This window comes from Rhodoferax sp. SPJ21 (assembly GCF_058216335.1).
This window is the reverse complement of the sequence record NZ_JBYZMO010000001.1, coordinates 1,475,998-1,495,787: the sequence shown is the minus strand read 5'-3', so window position 1 is coordinate 1,495,787 and position 19,790 is coordinate 1,475,998. Positions and strand designations below refer to the sequence as shown.

At 54.9% G+C, this 19,790-nt stretch carries 22 protein-coding genes; 19 read left to right on the top strand and 3 right to left on the bottom strand.

The genetic code is table 11. The features are described from left to right. The first annotated feature begins 6 nt into the window (after positions 1–6). From fliG to fliR, 12 genes are all read left to right on the top strand, one after another. Positions 7–1,002, top strand: coding sequence for a flagellar motor switch protein FliG (gene fliG, locus AC4BBN_RS06845; RefSeq protein ID WP_490591190.1), 996 nt, complete (start codon positions 7–9; stop codon positions 1,000–1,002). Next, positions 986–1,696: a FliH/SctL family protein gene (locus AC4BBN_RS06840; RefSeq protein WP_490591189.1), complete on the top strand. Its 711-nt coding sequence runs from the start codon at positions 986–988 to the stop codon at positions 1,694–1,696. The genes fliG and AC4BBN_RS06840 overlap by 17 nt, the downstream gene beginning before the upstream one ends. Positions 1,697–1,721: 25 nt before the next feature. Then, positions 1,722–3,101 carry a flagellar protein export ATPase FliI gene (fliI, locus tag AC4BBN_RS06835; RefSeq protein WP_490591188.1) on the top strand — a complete coding sequence of 460 codons (1,380 nt, stop codon included), beginning with the start codon at positions 1,722–1,724 and terminating at the stop codon, positions 3,099–3,101. Continuing rightward, positions 3,098–3,565, top strand: a complete 468-nt coding sequence (gene fliJ / locus AC4BBN_RS06830; RefSeq protein WP_490591187.1) for a flagellar export protein FliJ — start codon at positions 3,098–3,100, stop codon at positions 3,563–3,565. The genes fliI and fliJ overlap by 4 nt, the downstream gene beginning before the upstream one ends. Next, entirely contained in the window at positions 3,562–4,806 is a 1,245-nt protein-coding gene (locus AC4BBN_RS06825; protein WP_490591186.1) for a flagellar hook-length control protein FliK, read from the top strand. The genes fliJ and AC4BBN_RS06825 overlap by 4 nt, the downstream gene beginning before the upstream one ends. A gap of 151 nt (positions 4,807–4,957) precedes the next feature. Then, positions 4,958–5,539 (top strand): flagellar basal body-associated FliL family protein, encoded by a 582-nt coding sequence (locus tag AC4BBN_RS06820; RefSeq protein WP_490591185.1) that lies wholly within the window; start codon positions 4,958–4,960, stop codon positions 5,537–5,539. A gap of 22 nt (positions 5,540–5,561) precedes the next feature. Beyond that, positions 5,562–6,569 (top strand): flagellar motor switch protein FliM, encoded by a 1,008-nt coding sequence (gene fliM, locus AC4BBN_RS06815; protein WP_490591184.1) that lies wholly within the window; start codon positions 5,562–5,564, stop codon positions 6,567–6,569. Then, complete coding sequence (gene fliN, locus AC4BBN_RS06810; protein ID WP_490591183.1) at positions 6,556–6,975, top strand: flagellar motor switch protein FliN; 420 nt, start codon at positions 6,556–6,558, stop codon at positions 6,973–6,975. Before fliM ends, fliN begins: the two co-directional genes overlap by 14 nt. Before the next feature lie 5 nt (positions 6,976–6,980). Further along, on the top strand, positions 6,981–7,307 hold the full coding sequence (locus AC4BBN_RS06805; protein ID WP_490591182.1) for a flagellar biosynthetic protein FliO: 327 nt from the start codon (positions 6,981–6,983) through the stop codon (positions 7,305–7,307). Further along, positions 7,258–8,061 carry a flagellar type III secretion system pore protein FliP gene (gene fliP / locus AC4BBN_RS06800; protein ID WP_490591181.1) on the top strand — a complete coding sequence of 268 codons (804 nt, stop codon included), beginning with the start codon at positions 7,258–7,260 and terminating at the stop codon, positions 8,059–8,061. The genes AC4BBN_RS06805 and fliP overlap by 50 nt, the downstream gene beginning before the upstream one ends. A 12-nt stretch (positions 8,062–8,073) precedes the next feature. Further along, complete coding sequence (gene fliQ / locus AC4BBN_RS06795) at positions 8,074–8,343, top strand: flagellar biosynthesis protein FliQ (RefSeq protein ID WP_490591180.1); 270 nt, start codon at positions 8,074–8,076, stop codon at positions 8,341–8,343. Between the two features lie 15 nt (positions 8,344–8,358). After that, the gene (gene fliR / locus AC4BBN_RS06790; protein ID WP_490591179.1) at positions 8,359–9,126 is read left to right on the top strand and encodes a flagellar biosynthetic protein FliR; all 768 of its coding nucleotides are present in this window, start codon (positions 8,359–8,361) and stop codon (positions 9,124–9,126) included. 19 nt (positions 9,127–9,145) lie between these two features. Here fliR and AC4BBN_RS06785 read toward each other — a convergent pair whose 3' ends face one another. Both AC4BBN_RS06785 and AC4BBN_RS06780 read right to left on the bottom strand, forming a co-directional pair. Continuing rightward, complete coding sequence (locus tag AC4BBN_RS06785) at positions 9,146–9,775, bottom strand: response regulator (RefSeq protein ID WP_490591178.1); 630 nt, start codon at positions 9,773–9,775, stop codon at positions 9,146–9,148. Beyond that, the gene (locus tag AC4BBN_RS06780; protein ID WP_490591177.1) at positions 9,772–10,884 is read right to left on the bottom strand and encodes a sensor histidine kinase; all 1,113 of its coding nucleotides are present in this window, start codon (positions 10,882–10,884) and stop codon (positions 9,772–9,774) included. Before AC4BBN_RS06780 ends, AC4BBN_RS06785 begins: the two co-directional genes overlap by 4 nt. A gap of 169 nt (positions 10,885–11,053) precedes the next feature. Here AC4BBN_RS06780 and AC4BBN_RS06775 point away from each other — a divergent pair, with 169 nt between their 5' ends. The 7 genes from AC4BBN_RS06775 to AC4BBN_RS06745 all read left to right on the top strand — a co-directional run bounded on the left by AC4BBN_RS06775 (position 11,054) and on the right by AC4BBN_RS06745 (position 17,385). Continuing rightward, positions 11,054–11,500 (top strand): hypothetical protein, encoded by a 447-nt coding sequence (locus AC4BBN_RS06775; RefSeq protein ID WP_490591176.1) that lies wholly within the window; start codon positions 11,054–11,056, stop codon positions 11,498–11,500. A gap of 59 nt (positions 11,501–11,559) precedes the next feature. Further along, entirely contained in the window at positions 11,560–11,922 is a 363-nt protein-coding gene (locus tag AC4BBN_RS06770) for a response regulator (RefSeq protein WP_490591175.1), read from the top strand. A 36-nt stretch (positions 11,923–11,958) separates the two neighbouring features. After that, the gene (locus tag AC4BBN_RS06765; RefSeq protein ID WP_490591174.1) at positions 11,959–14,055 is read left to right on the top strand and encodes a chemotaxis protein CheW; all 2,097 of its coding nucleotides are present in this window, start codon (positions 11,959–11,961) and stop codon (positions 14,053–14,055) included. Positions 14,056–14,100: 45 nt separating this feature from the next. Further along, positions 14,101–14,580, top strand: coding sequence for a chemotaxis protein CheW (locus AC4BBN_RS06760; RefSeq protein ID WP_490591173.1), 480 nt, complete (start codon positions 14,101–14,103; stop codon positions 14,578–14,580). A gap of 13 nt (positions 14,581–14,593) precedes the next feature. Then, positions 14,594–15,451, top strand: a complete 858-nt coding sequence (locus AC4BBN_RS06755) for a CheR family methyltransferase (RefSeq protein WP_490591172.1) — start codon at positions 14,594–14,596, stop codon at positions 15,449–15,451. Between the two features lie 116 nt (positions 15,452–15,567). Next, complete coding sequence (gene cheD / locus AC4BBN_RS06750; protein WP_490591402.1) at positions 15,568–16,278, top strand: chemoreceptor glutamine deamidase CheD; 711 nt, start codon at positions 15,568–15,570, stop codon at positions 16,276–16,278. A 9-nt stretch (positions 16,279–16,287) separates the two neighbouring features. Then, on the top strand, positions 16,288–17,385 hold the full coding sequence (locus AC4BBN_RS06745) for a protein-glutamate methylesterase/protein-glutamine glutaminase (protein ID WP_490591171.1): 1,098 nt from the start codon (positions 16,288–16,290) through the stop codon (positions 17,383–17,385). An 87-nt stretch (positions 17,386–17,472) separates the two neighbouring features. Here the strand turns inward: AC4BBN_RS06745 and AC4BBN_RS06740 are convergent, their stop codons facing one another. Further along, positions 17,473–19,383, bottom strand: coding sequence for an ATP-binding cassette domain-containing protein (locus tag AC4BBN_RS06740; RefSeq protein ID WP_490591170.1), 1,911 nt, complete (start codon positions 19,381–19,383; stop codon positions 17,473–17,475). Positions 19,384–19,790 lie beyond the last annotated feature (407 nt).

Here is a 19,790-nt window from a genome sequence, read left to right as displayed (position 1 = left end):
ACCACCATGGATGAACAAGGTCTCACCGACGCCGCCATTTTCCTGATGTCCTTGGGTGAAGAGGAGGCGGCCGAGGTTTTTAAACATTTCTCCCCCAAGGAAGTACAAAAGCTGGGGGAAACCATTGCCAAATCCAAAGCGGTCACGCGCGACAAGGTAGATGAGGTGCTGTTGCGCTTCACCAATGCGGCGGCGGCCCAAAGCTTGTTGGTTACCGATACTGGAGACTACGTCAAGGCCGTGCTGCGGCGGGCCTTGGGGGATGACAAGGCTTCCTTGCTGATTGATCGTATCTTGCTGGGTGGCGACGTATCGGGCATCGAAAGTCTGAAATGGATGGATCCGTTGTCAGTGGCGGAGCTTTTGCGCAATGAGCATCCCCAAATTGTGGCAGCCATTTTGGTTCATCTGGACTATGAGCAGTCGGCGGCCATTTTGAAGCAACTGACCGAACGGCAGCGTAATGAGGTGCTGCTCCGGGTGGCAACGCTGGAGGGGATCCAGCCTACGGCGCTGAAAGATCTGAACGAAGTGTTGTTCAAGGTGCTTGCGGGCGGCGACAAAATTCGGAAAACATCCCTCGGCGGTGTCAAAACGGCGGCGGAAATCATCAACTTGCTGGGTGCCAATATCGAAGGTACGGTCATTGAGTCGATCAAGGGCTTTGACTCTGATCTGGCGCAGAAGATTGTGGACAAGATGTTTGTCTTCGACGATGTCATCAAGCTGGACAACAAGTCCATCCAGTTAGTGCTGAAGGAAGTTGCATCCGAGACTTTGATCGTGGCATTGAAGGGTGCATCTCCCGAGCTGAAGGAAAAGATACTGGCCAATATGTCGAGCCGCGCGGCAGAAACCATGCGCGAGGATCTCGAGTCGCGTGGCCCCATGAGGTTGTCCGAGGTCGAGGCCCAGCAAAAGGACGTGCTCAAAATTGTGCGCCGTCTGGTGGACGAGGGTCAGGTTGTAATCGGATCGGGCGGCGATGACAGCTTTGTCTAAAAGCCGCACCCATTCGCGCTTTATTCCCAGTGAGGAAATCGGCGCCGTCGCGGAATGGCAATTTGGTTCAGTAGGCGATCCTGTGCTGGTGATCGAGCAGTTGCCAGAGCCCGTGTTGGCGGAGCCGGAAGAGCCAGAGCAGGTGCGCCTTGACCGCGCCTGGGCCGAAGGTCACGACGCTGGATTAGCGCAAGGCCATGCGGAGGCTACCCTCGAAGGTAACCAAAGACTGGATGATTTTGTCCAGAGCCAAGGTGTGGAGACTGCAGAGAAGCTGGCGGAGTTGTTCTCTGCCATGCAGGAGCGGCTCGAACAAGCAGAGCAAGATATTGCCCGCCAGGTTTTGGATCTCGCTTGTAGCTTGGCGCGGCAGGTGGTGCGTCGAGAGCTGAGCCTGGATCCTGTTGCATTGATTCCTGTGGTGCGTGAAGCTTTAGATATGCTGGTCATGGACGGTAAGAAGGCGGTGGTCAAGCTCAATCCCCAGGACTGGGCGGTGCTGGAGGCCCCTTTGAAAGAAGCCTTACCCTTGCCTGCAGTTACCTGGCTGACCGACCCCTCTGTAAGGCGCGGCGGGTGTCTGATTGAGTCTGGTGGGATGGTGATTGACGGCACTTTGTCTAAACGCTGGGAGAGGGCCGTAGCCCAATTGGGTTTGGCGTCTGCTTGGGTGGAGCCGGACGATGGCGCGTGAAGATGCGGTCGCCTGGAGTCGTTTCATGGATGATGCATTGCAGCGTGTCCAAGTCGGTACTGTGCTGGAGGCTCGGGGCACACTGACTCGATTGGCAGGCTTGGTGCTCGAGGCTGTAGGTATTCGCGTTCCGGTGGGCTCGCAGTGCAATGTCGTGATGGATGGCGTGGCCCCGGTGTTGGTAGAGGTGGTGGGGTTTTCCAATGATCGGGCCTATTTGATGCCTGCGGGAGATGTTCACGGTTTGTGCAGTGGTGCTAGCGTGGTGCCAGCTCCGCCTTATGTTTCCATTCCACGCTTAGGCGACACGCCGCGGGACGTGGTTGCCGCCGCTGCTGGTGTGCTGCGCTTGCCGCTGGGTGATGGCTTATTGGGGCGTGTAGTCGATGCGCAGGGTGTGCCGTTGGATCACGGCGGGCCTATTCTGGATGTTGTAGCGGAACCCTTAGACCGCCAGCCCATCAATGCTATGGACCGAGATCCTGTGCGGGAGCCACTGGACACGGGTGTGCGCGCCATCAATGGCATGCTGACAGTGGGGCGTGGTCAGCGTATCGGCTTGTTTGCCGGCTCGGGTGTGGGCAAAAGCGTTTTGCTGGGCATGATGGCGCGCTACACCAAGGCGGACGTGATTGTGGTGGGGCTGATTGGCGAGCGGGGCCGTGAAGTCAAGGAGTTCGTCGAGGACATTCTGGGTGCTGAAGGTCGAGCGCGCTCCGTGGTTGTCGCGGCACCTGCAGATGCACCTCCTTTGCTGCGCTTGCAAGGGGCTGCTTATGCGACGGCAGTGGCGGAGCATTTTCGGGACCAAGGACAGCATGTTTTGCTGCTGATGGATTCGTTGACCCGGTTCGCGATGGCCCAGCGGGAGATTGCCCTGGCGATCGGTGAGCCGCCGGCGACCAAGGGTTACCCGCCTTCTTGTTTTGCGAAATTGCCGCAGCTGGTCGAACGCAGCGGGAATGGGCTCAATGGCGTGGGGTCGATCACCGCGTTCTACACCGTATTGTCGGAAGGTGATGACCAGCAGGATCCGATTGCCGATGCTGCCCGCGCTATTTTGGACGGCCATATCGTGCTGTCACGATCCTTGGCCGAGGCGGGACACTTCCCTGCGATTGACATCGAGCAGTCTGCATCTCGTGTCATGCACAACGTGGTGACACCTGAGCATTTTGAGTTGGCAAGGCGTTTTCGTGTCATTAATTCGCGGTATCAGAAGGGGCGAGATCTTCTGCAAATTGGTGCCTATGCCATGGGTTCGGATCCTGGTTTGGACGAGGCTATCCGTTTGAACGAGGGTATGACGGAGTTCTTGCAGCAAGGTATGTATGCCTCCAGTACGCTGGAGCAAAGCGTGCAGGGTATGGATCGCGCCATTGCGCGCCAGGCGGCCGCTCGATGACGTTGCTAAAGACCTTGGCCGTGGCGGTGAATGTTGCCAGCACTAAGCGAGATGCTGCAAGTCAGGCGGTTGGGCATGCGCAGCAACGCTATATTGCGGCCCGCGATCAGTTGCATCAACTGGAAACCTACGCCAAGGAGACGGAAGACCGCTGGATGACGCAAGCGCAGACTTGTGCTGTACCTGAGTTGATGCGTCACCACTACCAGTTCATGGAGCGGCTGGAACAAGCCATGCAAATGCAGCGAGGCATGCTGGCCGAGGAGGCTCGGCGCGTTGATGTCGTAAAAAAGCAGTTGGCTGAAGCTGAAATACGTTTGGCGACGCTGAAGCAGATATGTCTTAAAAAGCAGCAAGAGGTGGATCGTGCGCAGAGCCGTCGTGAGCAAAAGCAAACCGATGAGTTTGCTGCGCAGCGCTTTGGAAAATCGGTAGATCAACAGTTTGGCGAGGTAACTTTATGAGCATTGAAAGCGTTTCAGCAATTCCGGTGCCCAGGGTTGCCGAGGCTGTGCCCGGCGCAGCAAAATCCACCGCGCCGGAGAAGGAGCCCAAAGGGTTCTCTGACGTCATGAATGGCCTGGATGCTGGCGAAGATGATGCACCTTCGGATCAGGCGTCACAGACCGAGGGCGCAAAAGACGCGGACTCGGTCGGTGATAAAAAGGCAGCCAAAAAGCTGCCTAGCAAAAAAATCATGGCCGACGGTGCTGCGCCTGACGCGGCCATGGTGATTGCCAGCTTCATCCAGCCAACAGTGCCGCCTACCAACGCTGCCCCCGTCGATGCTGCCGTAACGCAGGATGGCATGGCTGCAGAGTCGCTCGCCTTGGTCGCGAATGCTGGGGGGGGGGCTGCGACCGCTGCGGCAGATGTGCGTTCGCAGGCTTTGGCTGTGGATGCGCGGGCCAATTCTGTCGGTTTGGCCAACTATGCGTCGGTATTCGAGCAGATCCAGAGTCGCATGGCGAAGAGGGATTCATCGTCCGTCGAATTGGCGCAGTCTGCCCAGCCGGGCGCTGAGGTTGGTTTAAAAGGGGGGGCAAAACCCACGCTGGGTACTGCGGCTGCGGATGCCCGGTCAGATCGTTTGAGTAGTCTGGGGAGCGGTGCTTTCGTGTTGCCTGTTGCTGAGCCTTCTGCAATGCAGGCCGTTACGGACGCCACTGAGGCGCTGAAGCTTGCCTCGGTGGATACGAAGATCGGTGAAGCGGGCAAGTCCTCAGAGGGGATGCATGCCCCGCAGCATTTCACCCCAACCGTTCAGTTTGAGAGCACATCCAAATCTGTGGATCTATCTCAGGCGAGTCCGGAGAGGGCCGTTGCGGACCAGGTCAGCTATTGGATTTCACAAGGGGTGCAGAATGCGGAGCTGACGTTCAATGGGATGGACTCTCAACCTGTGGAGGTCCATATTTCTTTGTCTGGCAACGAGGCCCACGTTGCTTTCCGTTCGGACCAAGCTGAAACCCGTGATTTTTTAACTGGTGCATCCGGGCATCTGAAGGACCTGTTGCAAAGCGAGGGTATGGTGCTTTCGGGAATGTCGGTCGGCTCATCCGGCGCAGAAAACTCAGGTGCCCGCGAGCGTAGAGCGCCGTCAGAAACTGCACAACGCAATACGCGACAGGCGCGTGAAGAGGTTGTGGTCAGACCTGTTGCCCTACCCAGGGCCTCGGGGCGCGCTGTCGATCTTTTTGTCTAGCGCAGGCCTATGGGCCGGTAGCGATACGATTGCAGCTGTTTTTCGGCGCTTATCTGGCTATCGCATATTTTGTGTGGCTCAATAATGGGCCCATACGATTGAATTGATGTTGAGGATCAATCGATGTTGATCCTATCTGGAAGGAATTATTGTGTCTGCACCTGCTGCCGCTGATGCAACTGCGCCCAAGCCCAAGGGTAAAAAAATGATCGTCATCATTGTGGCGGTTGTGTTGATCTTGGTCTTGGCGGGTGGCGGTTGGTTTTTCTTTTTACGCCATTCTGCGACTGCAGAAGATGGTGAGGAAGCTGCGCCTGCGGCGCACGCCGAGGCCAAGCATGGGGCGCCACCCGTATTTCTGCCCATGGACAATATGGTTGTGAATTTGGCTGATCCTGGCGGTGAGAAGTTTGCCCAGATCGGTGTCACGATCGGAGTGGATGATCAGCATGTGTCGGATGCTGTGAAAGCTTATTTGCCAAGCATACGCAGTGCAATTTTGTTACTTATTTCGCAGCGAACATCGGACGAGCTGTTGAGTAAAGAAGGCAAAGAGAAGCTGGCGCGAGACATATTGCGCGAGGTTTCTACTCCACTTGGTTATGAGGTTGAAGACGTAGATGCTGAAGAGGCCGCGGCTGATGCCCCAAAGAAGAAGACCTCCAAAAAGAAGCGCGCCGCACCGGCCAATCCCATACAGAGTATTCTTTTTTCGAGTTTTATCATCCAATGATGGCTGACCACGGAGTCACTTCATGAGTGAATCATTCTTATCGCAAGAAGAGGTTGATGCCCTGCTGGAAGGGGTGACCGGCGAAAGTCAAAAAGCGGCTGAAGAGGTTTTCGAGACTGGGGAGATTCGCAACTACGATATCTCCAGCCAGGAGCGAATTGTCCGTGGTCGGATGCCCACCATGGAAGTGGTCAATGAGCGCTTCGCTCGAAACTTTCGCATTGGTTTGTTCAACTTCATCCGCAGGAGCCCCGAGGTGTCCGTTGGTACCGTGTCGGTTCGGCGTTATAGCGCTTTTCTGCGTGAGTTGGCGGTGCCAACCAATTTCAATATCATGGCCATTCGCCCGTTGCGCGGCAGTGGCCTGATTGTGTGCGAGCCGTCTTTGGTCTTTGGTGTCATCGACACCTTGTATGGTGGCGTCGGTAAATTCCAGACCCGCATCGAGGGGCGTGAATTTTCCATGACTGAACAGCGTGTGATCAACCGCTTGGTTGATGTGATCTGCGCCGAGTACAAGAAAGCCTGGCACGGCATATATCCGCTGGAACTTGACTATCAGCGCTCGGAGATGCAGCCTCAGTTTGCCAATATTGCGACACCTAGTGAAATTGTGGTTTCCACGGTGTTCCAGCTGGAAATTGGAGACATCGCCGGCGCTATTCATATTTGCATGCCGTATTCCACACTGGAGCCGATACGCGATGTGTTGTATTCGTCTACCCAGGGTGACTCCGTCGAGGTGGACCGTCGCTGGATAACCTTGCTGAGCCGGGAGATTCAGGCCGCCGAAGTGACTCTGGTGGCCGAGCTGGCTCAGGCGGAGGCAACTGTGGAGCAACTGCTGAGTATGAAGCCGGGAGACTTCATCGAGCTGGAGCGAGAGCCGCGGATTCGGGCCTCCATTGGCGGCGTACCTATATTTGAGTGCCAGTATGGAACGCACAATTCAAAGTACGCGATCCGTATTGAAGAGTGCTTACGCGGTAACGAAAGCAATGTCCCGGGAGAATTAAATGGCAACGGATGAAAAACCAGAAGACGACGATCCGATGGCCGCTTGGGCGGAAGCTCTGGAAGAGCAAAAAGTCTCGGATACGAAGGTAGAGGGCGATGACCAAGGTGGTCCTTTATTTGGCGGAGGCGCCGCAGTAGGCAAGGATGGCACCTCCCAAGACATTAATATGGTCTTGGATATTCCTGTGACCTTGTCGGTGGAGTTGGGGCGCACCAAGGTTCCTATCAAATATATTTTGCAGCTGGCCCAGGGGTCTGTGGTTGAGCTGGATGCGCTTGCGGGGGAACCCATGGATGTTTTGATCAACGGCTATTTGATTGCGCAAGGCGAGGTTGTGGTGGTCAACGATAAGTTCGGCATCCGTTTGACGGATGTGGTCACGCCTTCCGAGCGGTTGAAGCGTTTGAGCAAGGGGTAATCCATATGATGGGTCAGACCCTGCTCGTAGTTGTGCTGTTTGTCGCCTTGTTATCAATGGTACCGTTGGCGATCAAATGGATGCAGCGGCGTGTGGGCGGAGGTTTACCCGTCAATGTGAGTGGTTCCCGCTTGGTGTCTGTTGTAGCTGTTGGCCCGCAGCAAAAGGTGGTTACTGTTGAAGTTGGCCCTGACAATGCGCGGACTTGGCTGGTTCTGGGGGTTACGACCCAAAATATTACCTGTCTGCACAGCGCGCCTCTCGTGGCGTCACAGCCAAGCTATGCGGCTGTGGCGTCTTCATTGCATGACCAGGGCGTGGGCGGTGTTTAAGGTGCGCTTGTTTCGATTGTGGTTGTTCTGCGCTTGCTTTTTTGGCGTCGGCCTGCTGCCGGGGCAGGCATTTGCGCAGGCGGGGACCTTGCCGTTATTGATTGGTGCGCCGGGGCAGGGTGTAAGTTACTCCGTGCCGATACAGACATTGCTGTTCTTTACTGCGCTGTCTTTTTTGCCCGCCATTTTGCTCATGATGACCGGCTTCACGCGTATTGTTATCGTGTTGTCATTGTTGCGACAGGCCTTGGGTACGCAGTCCACTCCCCCTAATCAGATTGTGGTGGGCTTGTCTTTGTTTTTGACATTCTTCGTTATGGGGCCGACATTTGACCGCGTCTACCAAGATGCGTACCTGCCATACACAACCAATGCACTCACGTTTGAGCAAGCCCTAGACAAGGGCGAGGCGCCTGTACGTCAGTTCATGTTGAAGCAAACACGACAGTCAGATTTCGCTTTGTTCGCCAAGCTCGCCCGTCTCGCACCAAGCGTCACCTCTGAAACTGCACCACTACGTGTTTTGGTGCCCGCATTTGTTACCAGCGAGCTGAAGTCCGCATTTCAGATCGGTTTCATGATTTTCATACCGTTCCTGGTGATTGATATTGTTGTGGCCAGTGTATTAATGTCATTGGGGATGATGATGCTTTCCCCTGTATTGGTGGCATTGCCCTTCAAGTTGATGCTGTTTGTGCTGGCCGATGGGTGGAACTTGTTGATTGGCTCTTTGGCGGCCAGTTTTGTGCAGTAACCTAAGGTCTCTATGAACTCTCAAATGGTGCTGACCATGGGGCAAGAAGCCTTGTGGCTGCTATTGTTGGTGTCGTCACCGGTTCTGGCTGTGGTTCTGGTCGTCGGCTTGGTGGTCAGCATCTTTCAGGCGATTACGCAGATTCACGAGGCAACCTTGTCGTTTGTCCCTAAGCTGATTGCTGCGATGTTGACCTTTGCCATTGCTGGGCCATGGATGTTGACGACCTTGGTGGATTACATCCGCAGGACAATTGAGTCCATTCCGACGCTGGTTTTGTAAGCTGGGGTTGTTCCGGTGATCACGTTTACTGAAGCGCAGCTTGCGGCTTGGCTGTCGCCCATCGTATGGCCCTTCCTGCGAGTTCTGGCTCTGTTCAGTGTCGCGCCGGTTTTCTCAATTCGTTCCATTCCCCAGCGGGTAAAAATCGGCTTGGCATTTTTTGTGGCCTTCGCCGCGCAAGCCGGGTTGGCAGGCCAACCGTTGGTGAGCTTGAATAGTCCACAGGCCTTGGGTGCCGTGGTGCAGCAGGTTGGCGTGGGTTTGTCGATTGGTTTTGCGGTGCGGTTGGTGTTTACTTCGGTGGAGCTGGCCGGGGAGTTGGTAGGCTTGCAAATGGGTTTGAATTTCGCTTCATTTTTTGATCCTTCCAGCAATGCCCAGGTCAGCGCTGTGTCCCGTTTCATGGGGCACATGTCGACTTTGTTGTTTGTGGTTATGAATGGGCACTTGATCGTCTTGATGGCGGTGATCAAGAGCTTTGAGCGCTTCCCGGTGGATGGCAATTTTTTTGACACCCTGCAGCACATTAAGCTGTACGCGCTGGGATCCGGCTTGTTTTCGAGTGCCCTGTGGATTGCTCTACCCATGATAGGTATGCTGCTGTTTGTCAACTTGGCCATGGGAGTCATTTCCCGTGTCGCGCCGCAGATGAACATCTATTCCATAGGTTTCCCAGTCACGTTGACTATGGGGCTGGTGGGCGTCACTATTACTTTGCCCATGTTGGACCAACCTGTTATGGCGTTGATGGAAAAGGCCATCGACTTGTTCACCGCCAAATGACAGTCAGTTGGGGGCACTACTAAACTAGATTGTTGCGAATTGCGTAAACAGTGAGCTCTGCGTTGTTTGCCAGCTTTAGTTTTTCCAGGACGCGGGTTCGATACACACTGACAGTTTTGGGGCTCAGTAGCAATTCTTCGGCAATATCTGATAACCGTTTGCCTGAGGCAATTTTCACCAATGTCTGCATCTCCCGTTCGGAGAGGGCGGCATGTGGCAGCTCCAGCAGGGGTTTGGACAGGCTGTCAATTAGCATCTGGGAAACCTCGGGAGTTACATATTTGCGACCCATCATGATGGTTCGAACTGCCAGCACTAGCTCTTCCGGGTCTCCCGCCTTGTTTAAGTAGCCTTGCGCACCGGCGCGCAGGCAGCGTAAGGCGTACTGGTCTTCGGGGAACATGGAAACAACCAGTACCTTTATGGGTGAATCGGTTTCGCGCAGGCTGGCCAGCACCTCCATGCCGCCGCGTCCGGGCATATTCAAATCGAGTACAAGCACATCACATGCCGTGGTGCGCAGTAGTTCACGTACCTCGGCGTAGCTCGCCGCCTCTCCCGTGACCTGGATATCGACAGATTCGGACAGCATATCTCGTATGCCGCGTCGGACCATAGCGTGGTCGTCGCATAGAACTACATGGATCATGGGGGCTTCCCTACTCGCATTTCTGTCGTATCTTGAGGTAGGGGAACTGACAAAATAATCGACGTACCAACTCCTCCGCGGTTGCTGATGTCCAGCCATCCTCCCACGGTTTTGGCTCTTTCATGCAGTCCCCGGAGGCCAAATGCTTTGGGCTTTTCCAGGAAGGATTTGTTGAGGCCTTTGCCATTGTCTGCCACCTCCAGTGTCAATACGCCCTCTTCGTCAGTCAGCTCTATGCTGACTGCGCTGCATTCTGCATGCTTGGAGATATTGGTAAGAGCTTCCTGCGCTGTGCGGTAGGCTACAAGTTGTATGTCTTTGTTGACATGCATCTTGTCGCTGGTCGCATGTATTGAAGTCGCAATGCCTGTCCGTTTCTGGAAGCTGTGAGCAAGCCACTGGACTGCGGCTACCAATCCCTGGTCGAGAATGGGCGGGCGCAGATTCATCATGATGCGTTGGCTGGCACCCAAAGCGTGCTGCAACATTTCTAGTGCTGAGCCAATATGTCCTCGGGATGGGGCGTCTTTGTGGTGTCGAGCCAGCCAAGCCAAGTCCATTTTTACTGCGGCTAAAGCTCCGCCAATATCATCATGTACTTCACGCGCAATAGCTGCGCGCTCTTGCTCGATGGACGATTGCAGGTGCTCGGCGAGCTCGCCCAGTCTGCGTTCTGATGCGGCCAATTCCAAGTCTGCATGCTCCTTGGCTATATGCGTTTCGCGTACCTCAATGGCGCGGGCCATGACGTGGGCCAGCTTGTTGATGTCGTCCTTTAAAAGGTAGTCACTAAATCCTAGTCGTATGGCATCTACTGCGGCCGCCTCACCGATTGCTCCAGACAGCAGGATGAAGGGCGGTGGCCTGTGTCGCTGCCGAAGCTGGTTCCAGGCGTCTATGGCGGTAAATCCTGGCAATTTGTAATCCGCCAAAATGACGTCAAACGTTGACGTTTGCGTTAACCTATCAAAGGCTGCAAGTGTTTCTACACGGGTGACCTCACATGCTAGGCCTTGTCTGCGCAACGCCATGACAACCAGTTCATGGTCGACTGAGGAGTCTTCCAGGTGGAGGACCTGGATTGGACAGGCGTTGGATATGTTTTGCATGCCGTACTTTTACTGATAGTGATGCGAAAAATACGCGGTAGTAATCACTCTAGATGGGCCATTCCGATTGATTTTTCTGATTTTTCGGTAACAGGATGTGAAATAGAATTACTATCCGTCTACAACGAGGCAATTTGTCCAAGGGCTTTCCTGCAGCGACGGAGAATACATGCAAACAGAGCCTTCCATATCTTCAGGACCTGTAGTTAAGCTGCCGGTAATACTGGTTGCCGAGCTGCAGGATTCTTTGATGGTGGTTATGCACGACCTTAGCCGGCTGGAAGGTTTGCTGAGCCACACGATGGATAACCTGATGACTCGCTTCAACAGCGTGAATCTTGGCTTGCAGTCTGTACCTTTGCCAGACACCCCTGAGGTTGAGGATGTCCGGAGCAATCTTCGTGCAGCAGTAACTGAACTGCAGTTTCAGGACATGGCCTCGCAATTGATTGTGCACACTACTCTGATGCTGCAAGGCTGTGCCTTCCGTTTGGCATCGGAAACAATGGGGCAAGAAGAAGGGGAGGAGGCTGCGCCGTTTGAGTCGTTGTCTCCGGATCGCCCTAATCCGGTAACTCAAAGCGAGATGGACGCGGGCTCTGTTGAACTTTTTTGAGCCGTCCAAACCCTGTACCTAACATCCACGAGCACTCTCTTCTTTAGCTGGAGTTTTTCATGTATTCGATTCTTGCCGTTGACGACTCACCCTCAATGCGAAAGATGGTGTCATTTACTTTGACCGGGGCTGGCTACCAAGTCATTGAGGCTGTCGATGGGCAAGATGCTTTCGAAAAAGCCCAGTCTCACACCATTGATTTGGTGCTTGCCGACCAAAACATGCCGAGGCTTGACGGAATAGGCCTTACCCGGCTACTGCGTGAGCACCCGAAGTTCAAAACCATCCCCATTCTGATTTTGACTACGGAGTCGAGTGATCAAATGAAGCAGGCTGGTCGCAGCGCTGGTGCTACTGGGTGGCTTGTTAAGCCTTTTGACCCCACACGACTGATCGAAGTAATTCAAAAAGTTATTCGCTGACCAACGGTGGTTTGGTAAGGCAACACAGGAGTTTGTATGGCTGAGATGCACCAAGAGAGTTCGGGCGCTGATTTTGATCTGACGCAGTTCTATCAAATTTTCTTTGAAGAAGCTGGCGAAAATTTGGATCAAATGGAGCAGATGCTGCTGGATCTGGACCTGGCTAATACGGATGATGAAGAGCTTAATGGGATTTTTCGTTGCGCCCACTCCATCAAGGGCGGTGCAGCCACATTTGGATTTTCGGATGTAGCCGAGCTAACCCATCAAATGGAGTCTCTGCTCGACCGCTTGCGGCGCCATGAGTTGAAGTTGATTCCCCCCATGATCGATGCTTTGCTGGAGTCCGCAGATGCATCGCGCAGTTTGTTGGCGCGGCACCAGGCGGGCGGCGAGGGGACTGCCGTGTCTACGTCTGCTTTGGTGAAGCGAATTAGCATATTGGCCGCCGGTGAAGTTCCGCCTCCTGCAGTGGCCGCACCAGCGCCAGCGGTGCCGGCTGTGACGGTCGCCCCGATCGCCAGCAATAAACCCGGAGGAACCCGCTCCTTGGAAATTCGCATTGGCCCGCTGGAGCGCCCAGAGCAAGCGGATCCAATACATGAGTTGTTCAGAGATATTCCAGGCTTGGGTTCCGTGACCAGTTTGCCGAGCGACCAGCCTGACACCCGTGTTTTTGCGGTTGAAACTACGTCCACAGATGCAGATCTACTCGATTTGTTCGTGTTTCATGTTGCCAAAGAAAAAGTCCTGATCCGTGATCGGGCTGAAGCAGCAAGTGCTGTTGTGGCTGAAGCCGCTCCTTCGGTTGCGGAGGCTGCCGGTGCCGCAGTGTCGCCAGCCAGCGAGGAAGAGTACGGTTTTTTTGTGGGGGCGCCCGGTCACCCGGAGGAGCGTGCGGTAGTCGTTTCTGTAGATGGACCCAAGGCTGGCAAAGCTGAGCCTAAAGCGGCCGCCCAGACGCCTCTTGAGGCCACCACTATCCGCGTAGATATTAAAAAGGTTGATCAATTGATCAACCTGGTGGGTGAGTTGGTTATCACTCAAGCCATGCTGGCCCAAAACAGCCAAGGTTTGGACCCCGCCATGCACCAGCAACTGTTTGCGGGTCTTGCGGATCTGGACCGCAATACCCGGGACTTGCAGGAGTCAGTGATGTCTATCCGCATGATTCCGATGTCGATAGTTTTCAGTCGCTTCCCTCGAATGCTGCGTGATTTAGCGAACCGCTTGGGCAAGAAGGTGGATTTTGTGACCCAGGGTGAAGCTACAGAGTTGGACAAAGGCTTGGTAGAAAAGATTACCGATCCGTTGACGCATTTGGTACGCAATAGCTGCGACCATGGGATTGAAATGCCGGAAGATCGCCTTGCGGCAGGCAAATCTGAAAATGGCACCATCACGCTGTCTGCTGCACACCAGGGCGGTTCTATCGTGATTGAAGTCCGAGACGATGGCCGCGGCATGTCGCGCGAGAAAATCTTACGCAAAGCCCGGGAGCGCGGGCTTGATGTCAGTGACGGTATGTCTGATTCAGAAGTGTGGCAGCTGATTTTTGCCCCAGGTTTTTCTACTGCCGATGTCGTGACAGATGTGTCCGGGCGTGGCGTCGGCATGGACGTCGTCAAGCGCAATATTGCCTCGCTCAACGGAACGGTTGATATTGATTCCAGCGAAGGTTTTGGCATGAAGGTGTCTGTACGCCTTCCGTTGACGCTGGCCATCATGGATGGTATGTCGGTCAGCGTGGGGGATGAGGTCTACATACTACCCTTGTCGTCTGTGGTGGAGTCTTTCCAGGTCAATGATGAGTCTGTTAGTACGGTTGCACAGGGTTCGCAGCTGGTGAAGGTTCGCGAGGAATACATGCCCGTGATCGCCCTGGAAAAGATTTTCCAAGTGCCTATCCTTGACGCAGACAAGGCCAACAACATCATGGTGGTTGTGGAGTCAGAAGGTAGCCGTGTGGCCCTGCTGGTGAACGAGTTGCTGGGGCAGCACCAGGTTGTGGTGAAGAACCTTGAGTCCAACTATCGCAAAGTCTCTAATGTGTCTGGCGCCACCATCATGGGCGACGGTAAAGTGGCATTGATTCTGGATATTGGTGCGTTGGTGCGCCGCTCGCGCCATTGATGCTGTAGCGTCAGCGCAAACTGTTAGACCTTGAAGGAGAGAGATATGGGTGCAATGGAACGAGCAGATGATTTGACTACTGCTGCACGGGAGTATTTGACTTTTAGGTTGAGCCAGGAGGAGTACGGCATCGACATTCTCAAGGTGCAGGAAATTCGTGGATACGAGCCCCCTACGCGTATCGCCAATGCTCCAACCTTCATCAAGGGGGTGGTTAATTTGCGTGGCACGATCGTGCCTATCGTGGACATGCGGCTCAAGTTCAACTGCTCAGAGGCCGAGTACAACAGCTTTACTGTCGTCATCATTTTGAATCTGCGTAGCCGCATCGTGGGCATTGTCGTGGATTCGGTAAGTGACGTGCTCGAGCTTGCCGCTGACAGCATCAAGGCTGCGCCAGATATCGAAAGCATCATTGACAACGGCTGCATACTGGGATTGGGCTCGGTAAATGAGCGGATGCTGATTTTGTTGGATATTGAGCGGCTAATGTCGGGCGCCGATATGGCTTTGTCTGCCGACTGAACCGTGCTTCTCCATGCTTCAGAGCTATTCACCTGCTGCAGCCAATAACGGTCCTGTTGCCGAGGGCCGGGAGTTCATTTGGACGGACGCTGATTTCGAGCGCGTCCAGTCGCTGATATACAAGCATGCGGGTATCAAATTGCACGATGGCAAGCATGCCATGGTGTACAGCCGCTTGTCGCGCAGGTTGCGTGAAACGGGGCACGCTAGTTTCCATGAATACTTGGGGTGGCTTGAGCGCTCCGATGGCCCAGAGTGGCAAGAGTTTGTGAATGCCCTCACCACTAATCTGACCGCTTTTTTTCGCGAGCAGCACCATTTTGAAATGCTTGCTGCTTTGCTGAAGTCTCGGCCCGCAGCTACCCCTTGGAACGTTTGGTGCAGCGCATCCTCTACGGGTGAAGAGCCGTACTCGATCGTCATGACAGCGATGGAGTCCTTGGGGGCTGGTGCTGCATTCAAGTTGGCGGCCAGTGACATTGATTCCAAGGTGTTGGCGTCGGCTGCGCAAGGCATTTACCGCTTGGACAATCTCAAGGGGTTGGACCAGGCTCGGATGCAAAAATTCTTGTTGCGGGGCAAGGGCGAAAACGCTGGTTTGGTGCGTATCAAGCCCGAACTGCGTCGCATGATTGATTTTCTGAGTATCAATTTAATTCGTAACGACTGGCCGTTCCGGGATCCATTTGACGTTGTCTTCTGTCGCAATGTCATGATTTATTTCGATGCCGCAACCCAGCGTGCTGTGCTAGAGCGCATTCATCGCGTCATGAAGCCCGGTGGTATGTTGTTTGTGGGTCATGCGGAAAATTTCAGTGAATCTCGGGACCTGTTCATATTGCGTGGGAAGACGTGCTATGAACGCTGCTGAATGTTTTTTTGCTGTGGTGGTTCGTGGCTTGGTATGCAGGCGATAGGCTCTATTGCGTTGGATGATTGACGACTATGGATATTCCTAGAACTGCGGGCCCTACTCTCGCCCAGCGCATGGCGGCGGGTGAGTTTCCCATTGGACCAGATGCTGATCGTCGTCGTGCTGCGCGGGTGGGGGCATTGCCCGGCGGCAGGCCGTTGGGCGAACGTGACTGCACGCTTGAGCAGTTGAAGAGCCGTCCTCGTAAGCCGGGCGAAGCTTCTTTTTTCTACGCAGATCACCATTTCCAGTTCAACGCGGTCAAGGTACTTCCTGGTGAGTACTTTGTGTCAGATGAGAGCCTAGTCATCATGACGGTGCTGGGGTCTTGTATTGCAGCATGTTTGTGGGACAGCCGGGCTCAGGTAGGTGGGATGAACCATTTCATGTTGCCTGATGGCGATGATGGCTCGGGTGCGGGACGCTATGGTTCCTACGCCATGGAGCTGCTTATCAATGAGATGCTCAAGAGCGGTGCTCGTCGGGAAACCATGCAGGCCAAGATTTTTGGTGGCGGCCAGGTGATGTCCAATTTCACCACCATGAATGTGGGTGAGCGCAATACGCAGTTTGTAATTGACTACTTGCAGACGGAGCGTATTCCGTTGCTGTCGCAAGATGTGTTGGATATTTATCCGCGTAAAGTATGCTTTTTCCCCGTGACGGGTAAGGCTATGGTGAAGCGTCTGGCCCATGCACATCCAGACCAGGCGGTGACGGAGCGGCGTGGTAATGTGGCTACGGTGGTGAAGTCCACTTCGGGTGGATCGGTCGATTTGTTTTAGTCAGGTGGGGTGATGAAGAAGATCCGTGTGTTGGTAGTGGACGATTCGGCTTTGGTGCGTAGTTTGTTGACAGAAATCATCAACCGCCAAGCTGATATGGAGTGCGTAGGTGCGGCTAACGACCCTTTGATTGCGCGTGAAATGATCCGCAGCCTGGATCCCGATGTGATTACCTTGGACGTGGAAATGCCGCGCATGGACGGTATCGATTTCTTGGGCCGTCTGATGCGCCTGCGCCCCATGCCCGTGGTGATGATTTCGACAATGACCGCCCAGGGGGCTGAAGTTACCATGCGCGCCCTAGAGTTGGGGGCTGTGGACTTTGTTGCCAAACCGCGTATCGGTTTGGCTAATGGATTGAAGGATCTGGCTGCAGAAATCGTGGACAAGGTGCGTGTCGCATCGGTGGCCCAGTTCCGCCGCCCCCCGGCGCTAGCACTGGGTGAGCAAATTGGCGCGGCACCCACGCCAGTAGCGCGCCCTTCCAATACTTTGATCGGGCGATTGTCTACAGAGAAAATGATCTGTATCGGGGCTTCCACCGGTGGCACCGAGGCGATCAAGGAAATTTTGGTGCGCATGCCGGCAGATGCGCCAGCTATTGTGATTACCCAGCATATGCCGCCTGGTTTCACGACCAGCTTTGCGGCTCGTTTAAACAGCTTGTGCCAGATCACGGTCAAAGAAGCGGCGCAGGGCGAACGCATACTGCCCGGCCATGCCTACATTGCGCCGGGCGGAAAGCAATTCCGGGTGGGGCGCAGCGGGGCTAACTATGTGGCCGTGGTGGAGGATGGCGAGCCCGTCAACCGACACCGTCCATCGGTGGAGGTCTTGTTTCTTTCGTGCGCCGAGATGGTCGGCCGGAATGCTTACGGCATCATGCTCACGGGCATGGGCAACGATGGCGCGCGCGCCATGCGTGAAATGCACGACAAAGGTAGCTACAACTACGTGCAAGACGAGGCCAGCTGCGTGGTGTTTGGCATGCCGCGCGAGGCCATTGCCCATGGCGCCGCGGATGAAGTTTTGCCGTTAGACAAAATTGCGCCTGCTTTGCTGACCAAGCTTGGGGCTGGTGGCGACCGTCTGCATAACCGCATTTAACGGTAGTAAACGCAGCGCCAGATGGCTGAAGAAATCTGCCTCTGGCGCAGGAATTAGCTGCGCATGCAGCTATCACTACTGTAGCAATCAGCTGCTGAGCATCTCCCAGCGTTCTAGTGCAGCTAGTAGTAATTCATCGATCTCTGCATTGCGTTGAGCCAAGGCGGCAGCCTTGGTGGCGTCTGTGGAGTAGATGCTGCCGTCGGCCAACTCCGCGTTGATGGTGGCCTGCTCCTGTTCTAACTGGCTAATCTGTGCGGGCAAGCCATCCAGTTCACGTTGTTCCTTGAAACTGAGCTTGCGGGCTTTGCCGGCCGTTGACGTCATAGTTGTCGATTTTTGCTCTGCATTTGATAGCGGAAGCTGTTGATTTGGTGAGCGCTGTGGCGTATTTTTTCTATTGGTTTCCGCAATCATTTTGGCGCGCTTGCTCTGGATCAACCAGTCTTGCACGCTGCCTTCGTATTCACGCCAGAAGCCAGGACGCTCTTCTGGCTCATGTGCAATGATGCTGGTGACCACGTTGTCCAGGAATGCCCGGTCATGGCTGACCAGGAAAACCGTGCCGTCGTAGTTTTGCAGCAGGTCTTCCAGCAGTTCCAGGGTGTCGATGTCCAGGTCGTTGGTCGGTTCGTCCAGCACCAACACGTTGGCGGGGCGGGCGAACAAACGGGCCAGTAGCAAACGGTTGCGTTCGCCCCCAGACAGAGAGCGGACTGGCGAATTGGCGCGCGCCGCCGAGAACAGGAAGTCACTCAGATAGCTTTTCACGTGTTTGCGCTGGTTGCCGATCTCGATCCATTCGCTGCCTGGACTGATGAAGTCCTCCAGTGTGGCGTCCAGATCCAGTGCGTTGCGCATCTGGTCGAAGTATGCGACCTGTAAATTGGCCCCTTGGCGGACCTTGCCGCTGTCGGGTTGGATTTCGCCCAAAATGAGCTTGAGCAAAGTGCTTTTGCCGGCGCCGTTGGCTCCGAGCAGGCCGACCTTGTCGCCTCGCAAAATGACGTCGCTGAAGCCCTTGACGATGACCTTGTCGCCGAAGGATTTGCTGACATCGGTTAGCTCCGCCACGATCTTGCCACTGGACTGGCCAGACGCCACATCCAGATTCACGCTTCCTTGTGCGTCTCGGCGTGCGACGCGGCTGCTGCGCAGCGCTTCCAAGCGGCTGATGCGGCTTTGGCTGCGGGTGCGACGCGCTTCCACGCCCTTGCGTATCCAGATTTCCTCTTGTGCCAGTAGCTTGTCGGCCTTGGCGCTGATAACGGCCTCCTGTGCCAGCTGCTCCTCCTTCTGCAGCACATACTGTTCGAAGTTGCCAGGGTAGGAGCCAAGCTTGCCACGGTCAAGTTCCACAATGCGGGTCGCAACGCGGTTCAGGAAGCTGCGGTCATGGGTGATTGTGATCAGGCTTCCTTTGAAGTCGATCAGCAGGTCCTCTAGCCACTCGATAGAGTCCAGATCCAGGTGGTTGGTTGGCTCGTCAAGTAGCAGCACGTCGGGCTTGGCTACCAATGCTTGCGCCAATGCCACGCGCTTCTTGGTGCCGCCAGACAGAGTTCCGACGATGGCCTCGGGGTCTAGATGTAGGCGGTGCAGAGTTTCCTCTACGCGCTGCTCCCAATTCCACGCATCGAAGGCTTCAATTTGAGATTGCAATGCGTCTAGGTCTACCCCGTCGGCGCCGGAAAGATACAAATCCCGGGCTTCAATGACGGCGGCAAGGCCTACGCTGGCGGCTTTGAAGATGGTGACATCCGGGTCTAGTGCAGGTTCCTGGGCCACGTAGGCTATGCGTAAGCCTTGCTGCACGTGCATGGCTCCGTCGTCAGGCTTTTCCAGCCCTCCCAGGATCTTGAGCATGGATGACTTGCCAGCCCCGTTGCGGCCAATGAGGCCTACACGCTCCGTAGTTTCAAGTGAAAAAGCGGCTTTGTCGAGCAATGCGACGTGACCAAAAGCCAGTTGGGCGTCGAGTAGGGTAATGAGTGCCATGTTGTGGCGATTATCCTGCCTTGAAGTGTGTCCTTGTGCGTGCATGCGTAGGTAGCTGTCCCATCCATCGGGGGGGCAACTCAACATGGGCGGGCGCGGGTGCTAGGCCTTTGGCCGCGTCCTAGATACATTTGGCGACGCGGGTACCTTTTCGTAAGCAAGTAAGTAAATGTGCAGAAGGCGTAGCTCTCGCTAAAATCCGGTATATACTTTAAGGCTGCGCTGATGAATACTACCGAGTAGGTGGTACTCTGCGGCAGGGAAGAAAAAAGAAATTTAATCTTCAGCTTTAAAAAGCATGCTAGAATACAAGGCTTCGCTGATCACAGCGAGTCAAGCAAAGCGAAGTAAAAGGCGCTGAGCTGATCCTTAAAAATATACAGCCGATAAGCGTGGGCGTTTGAATG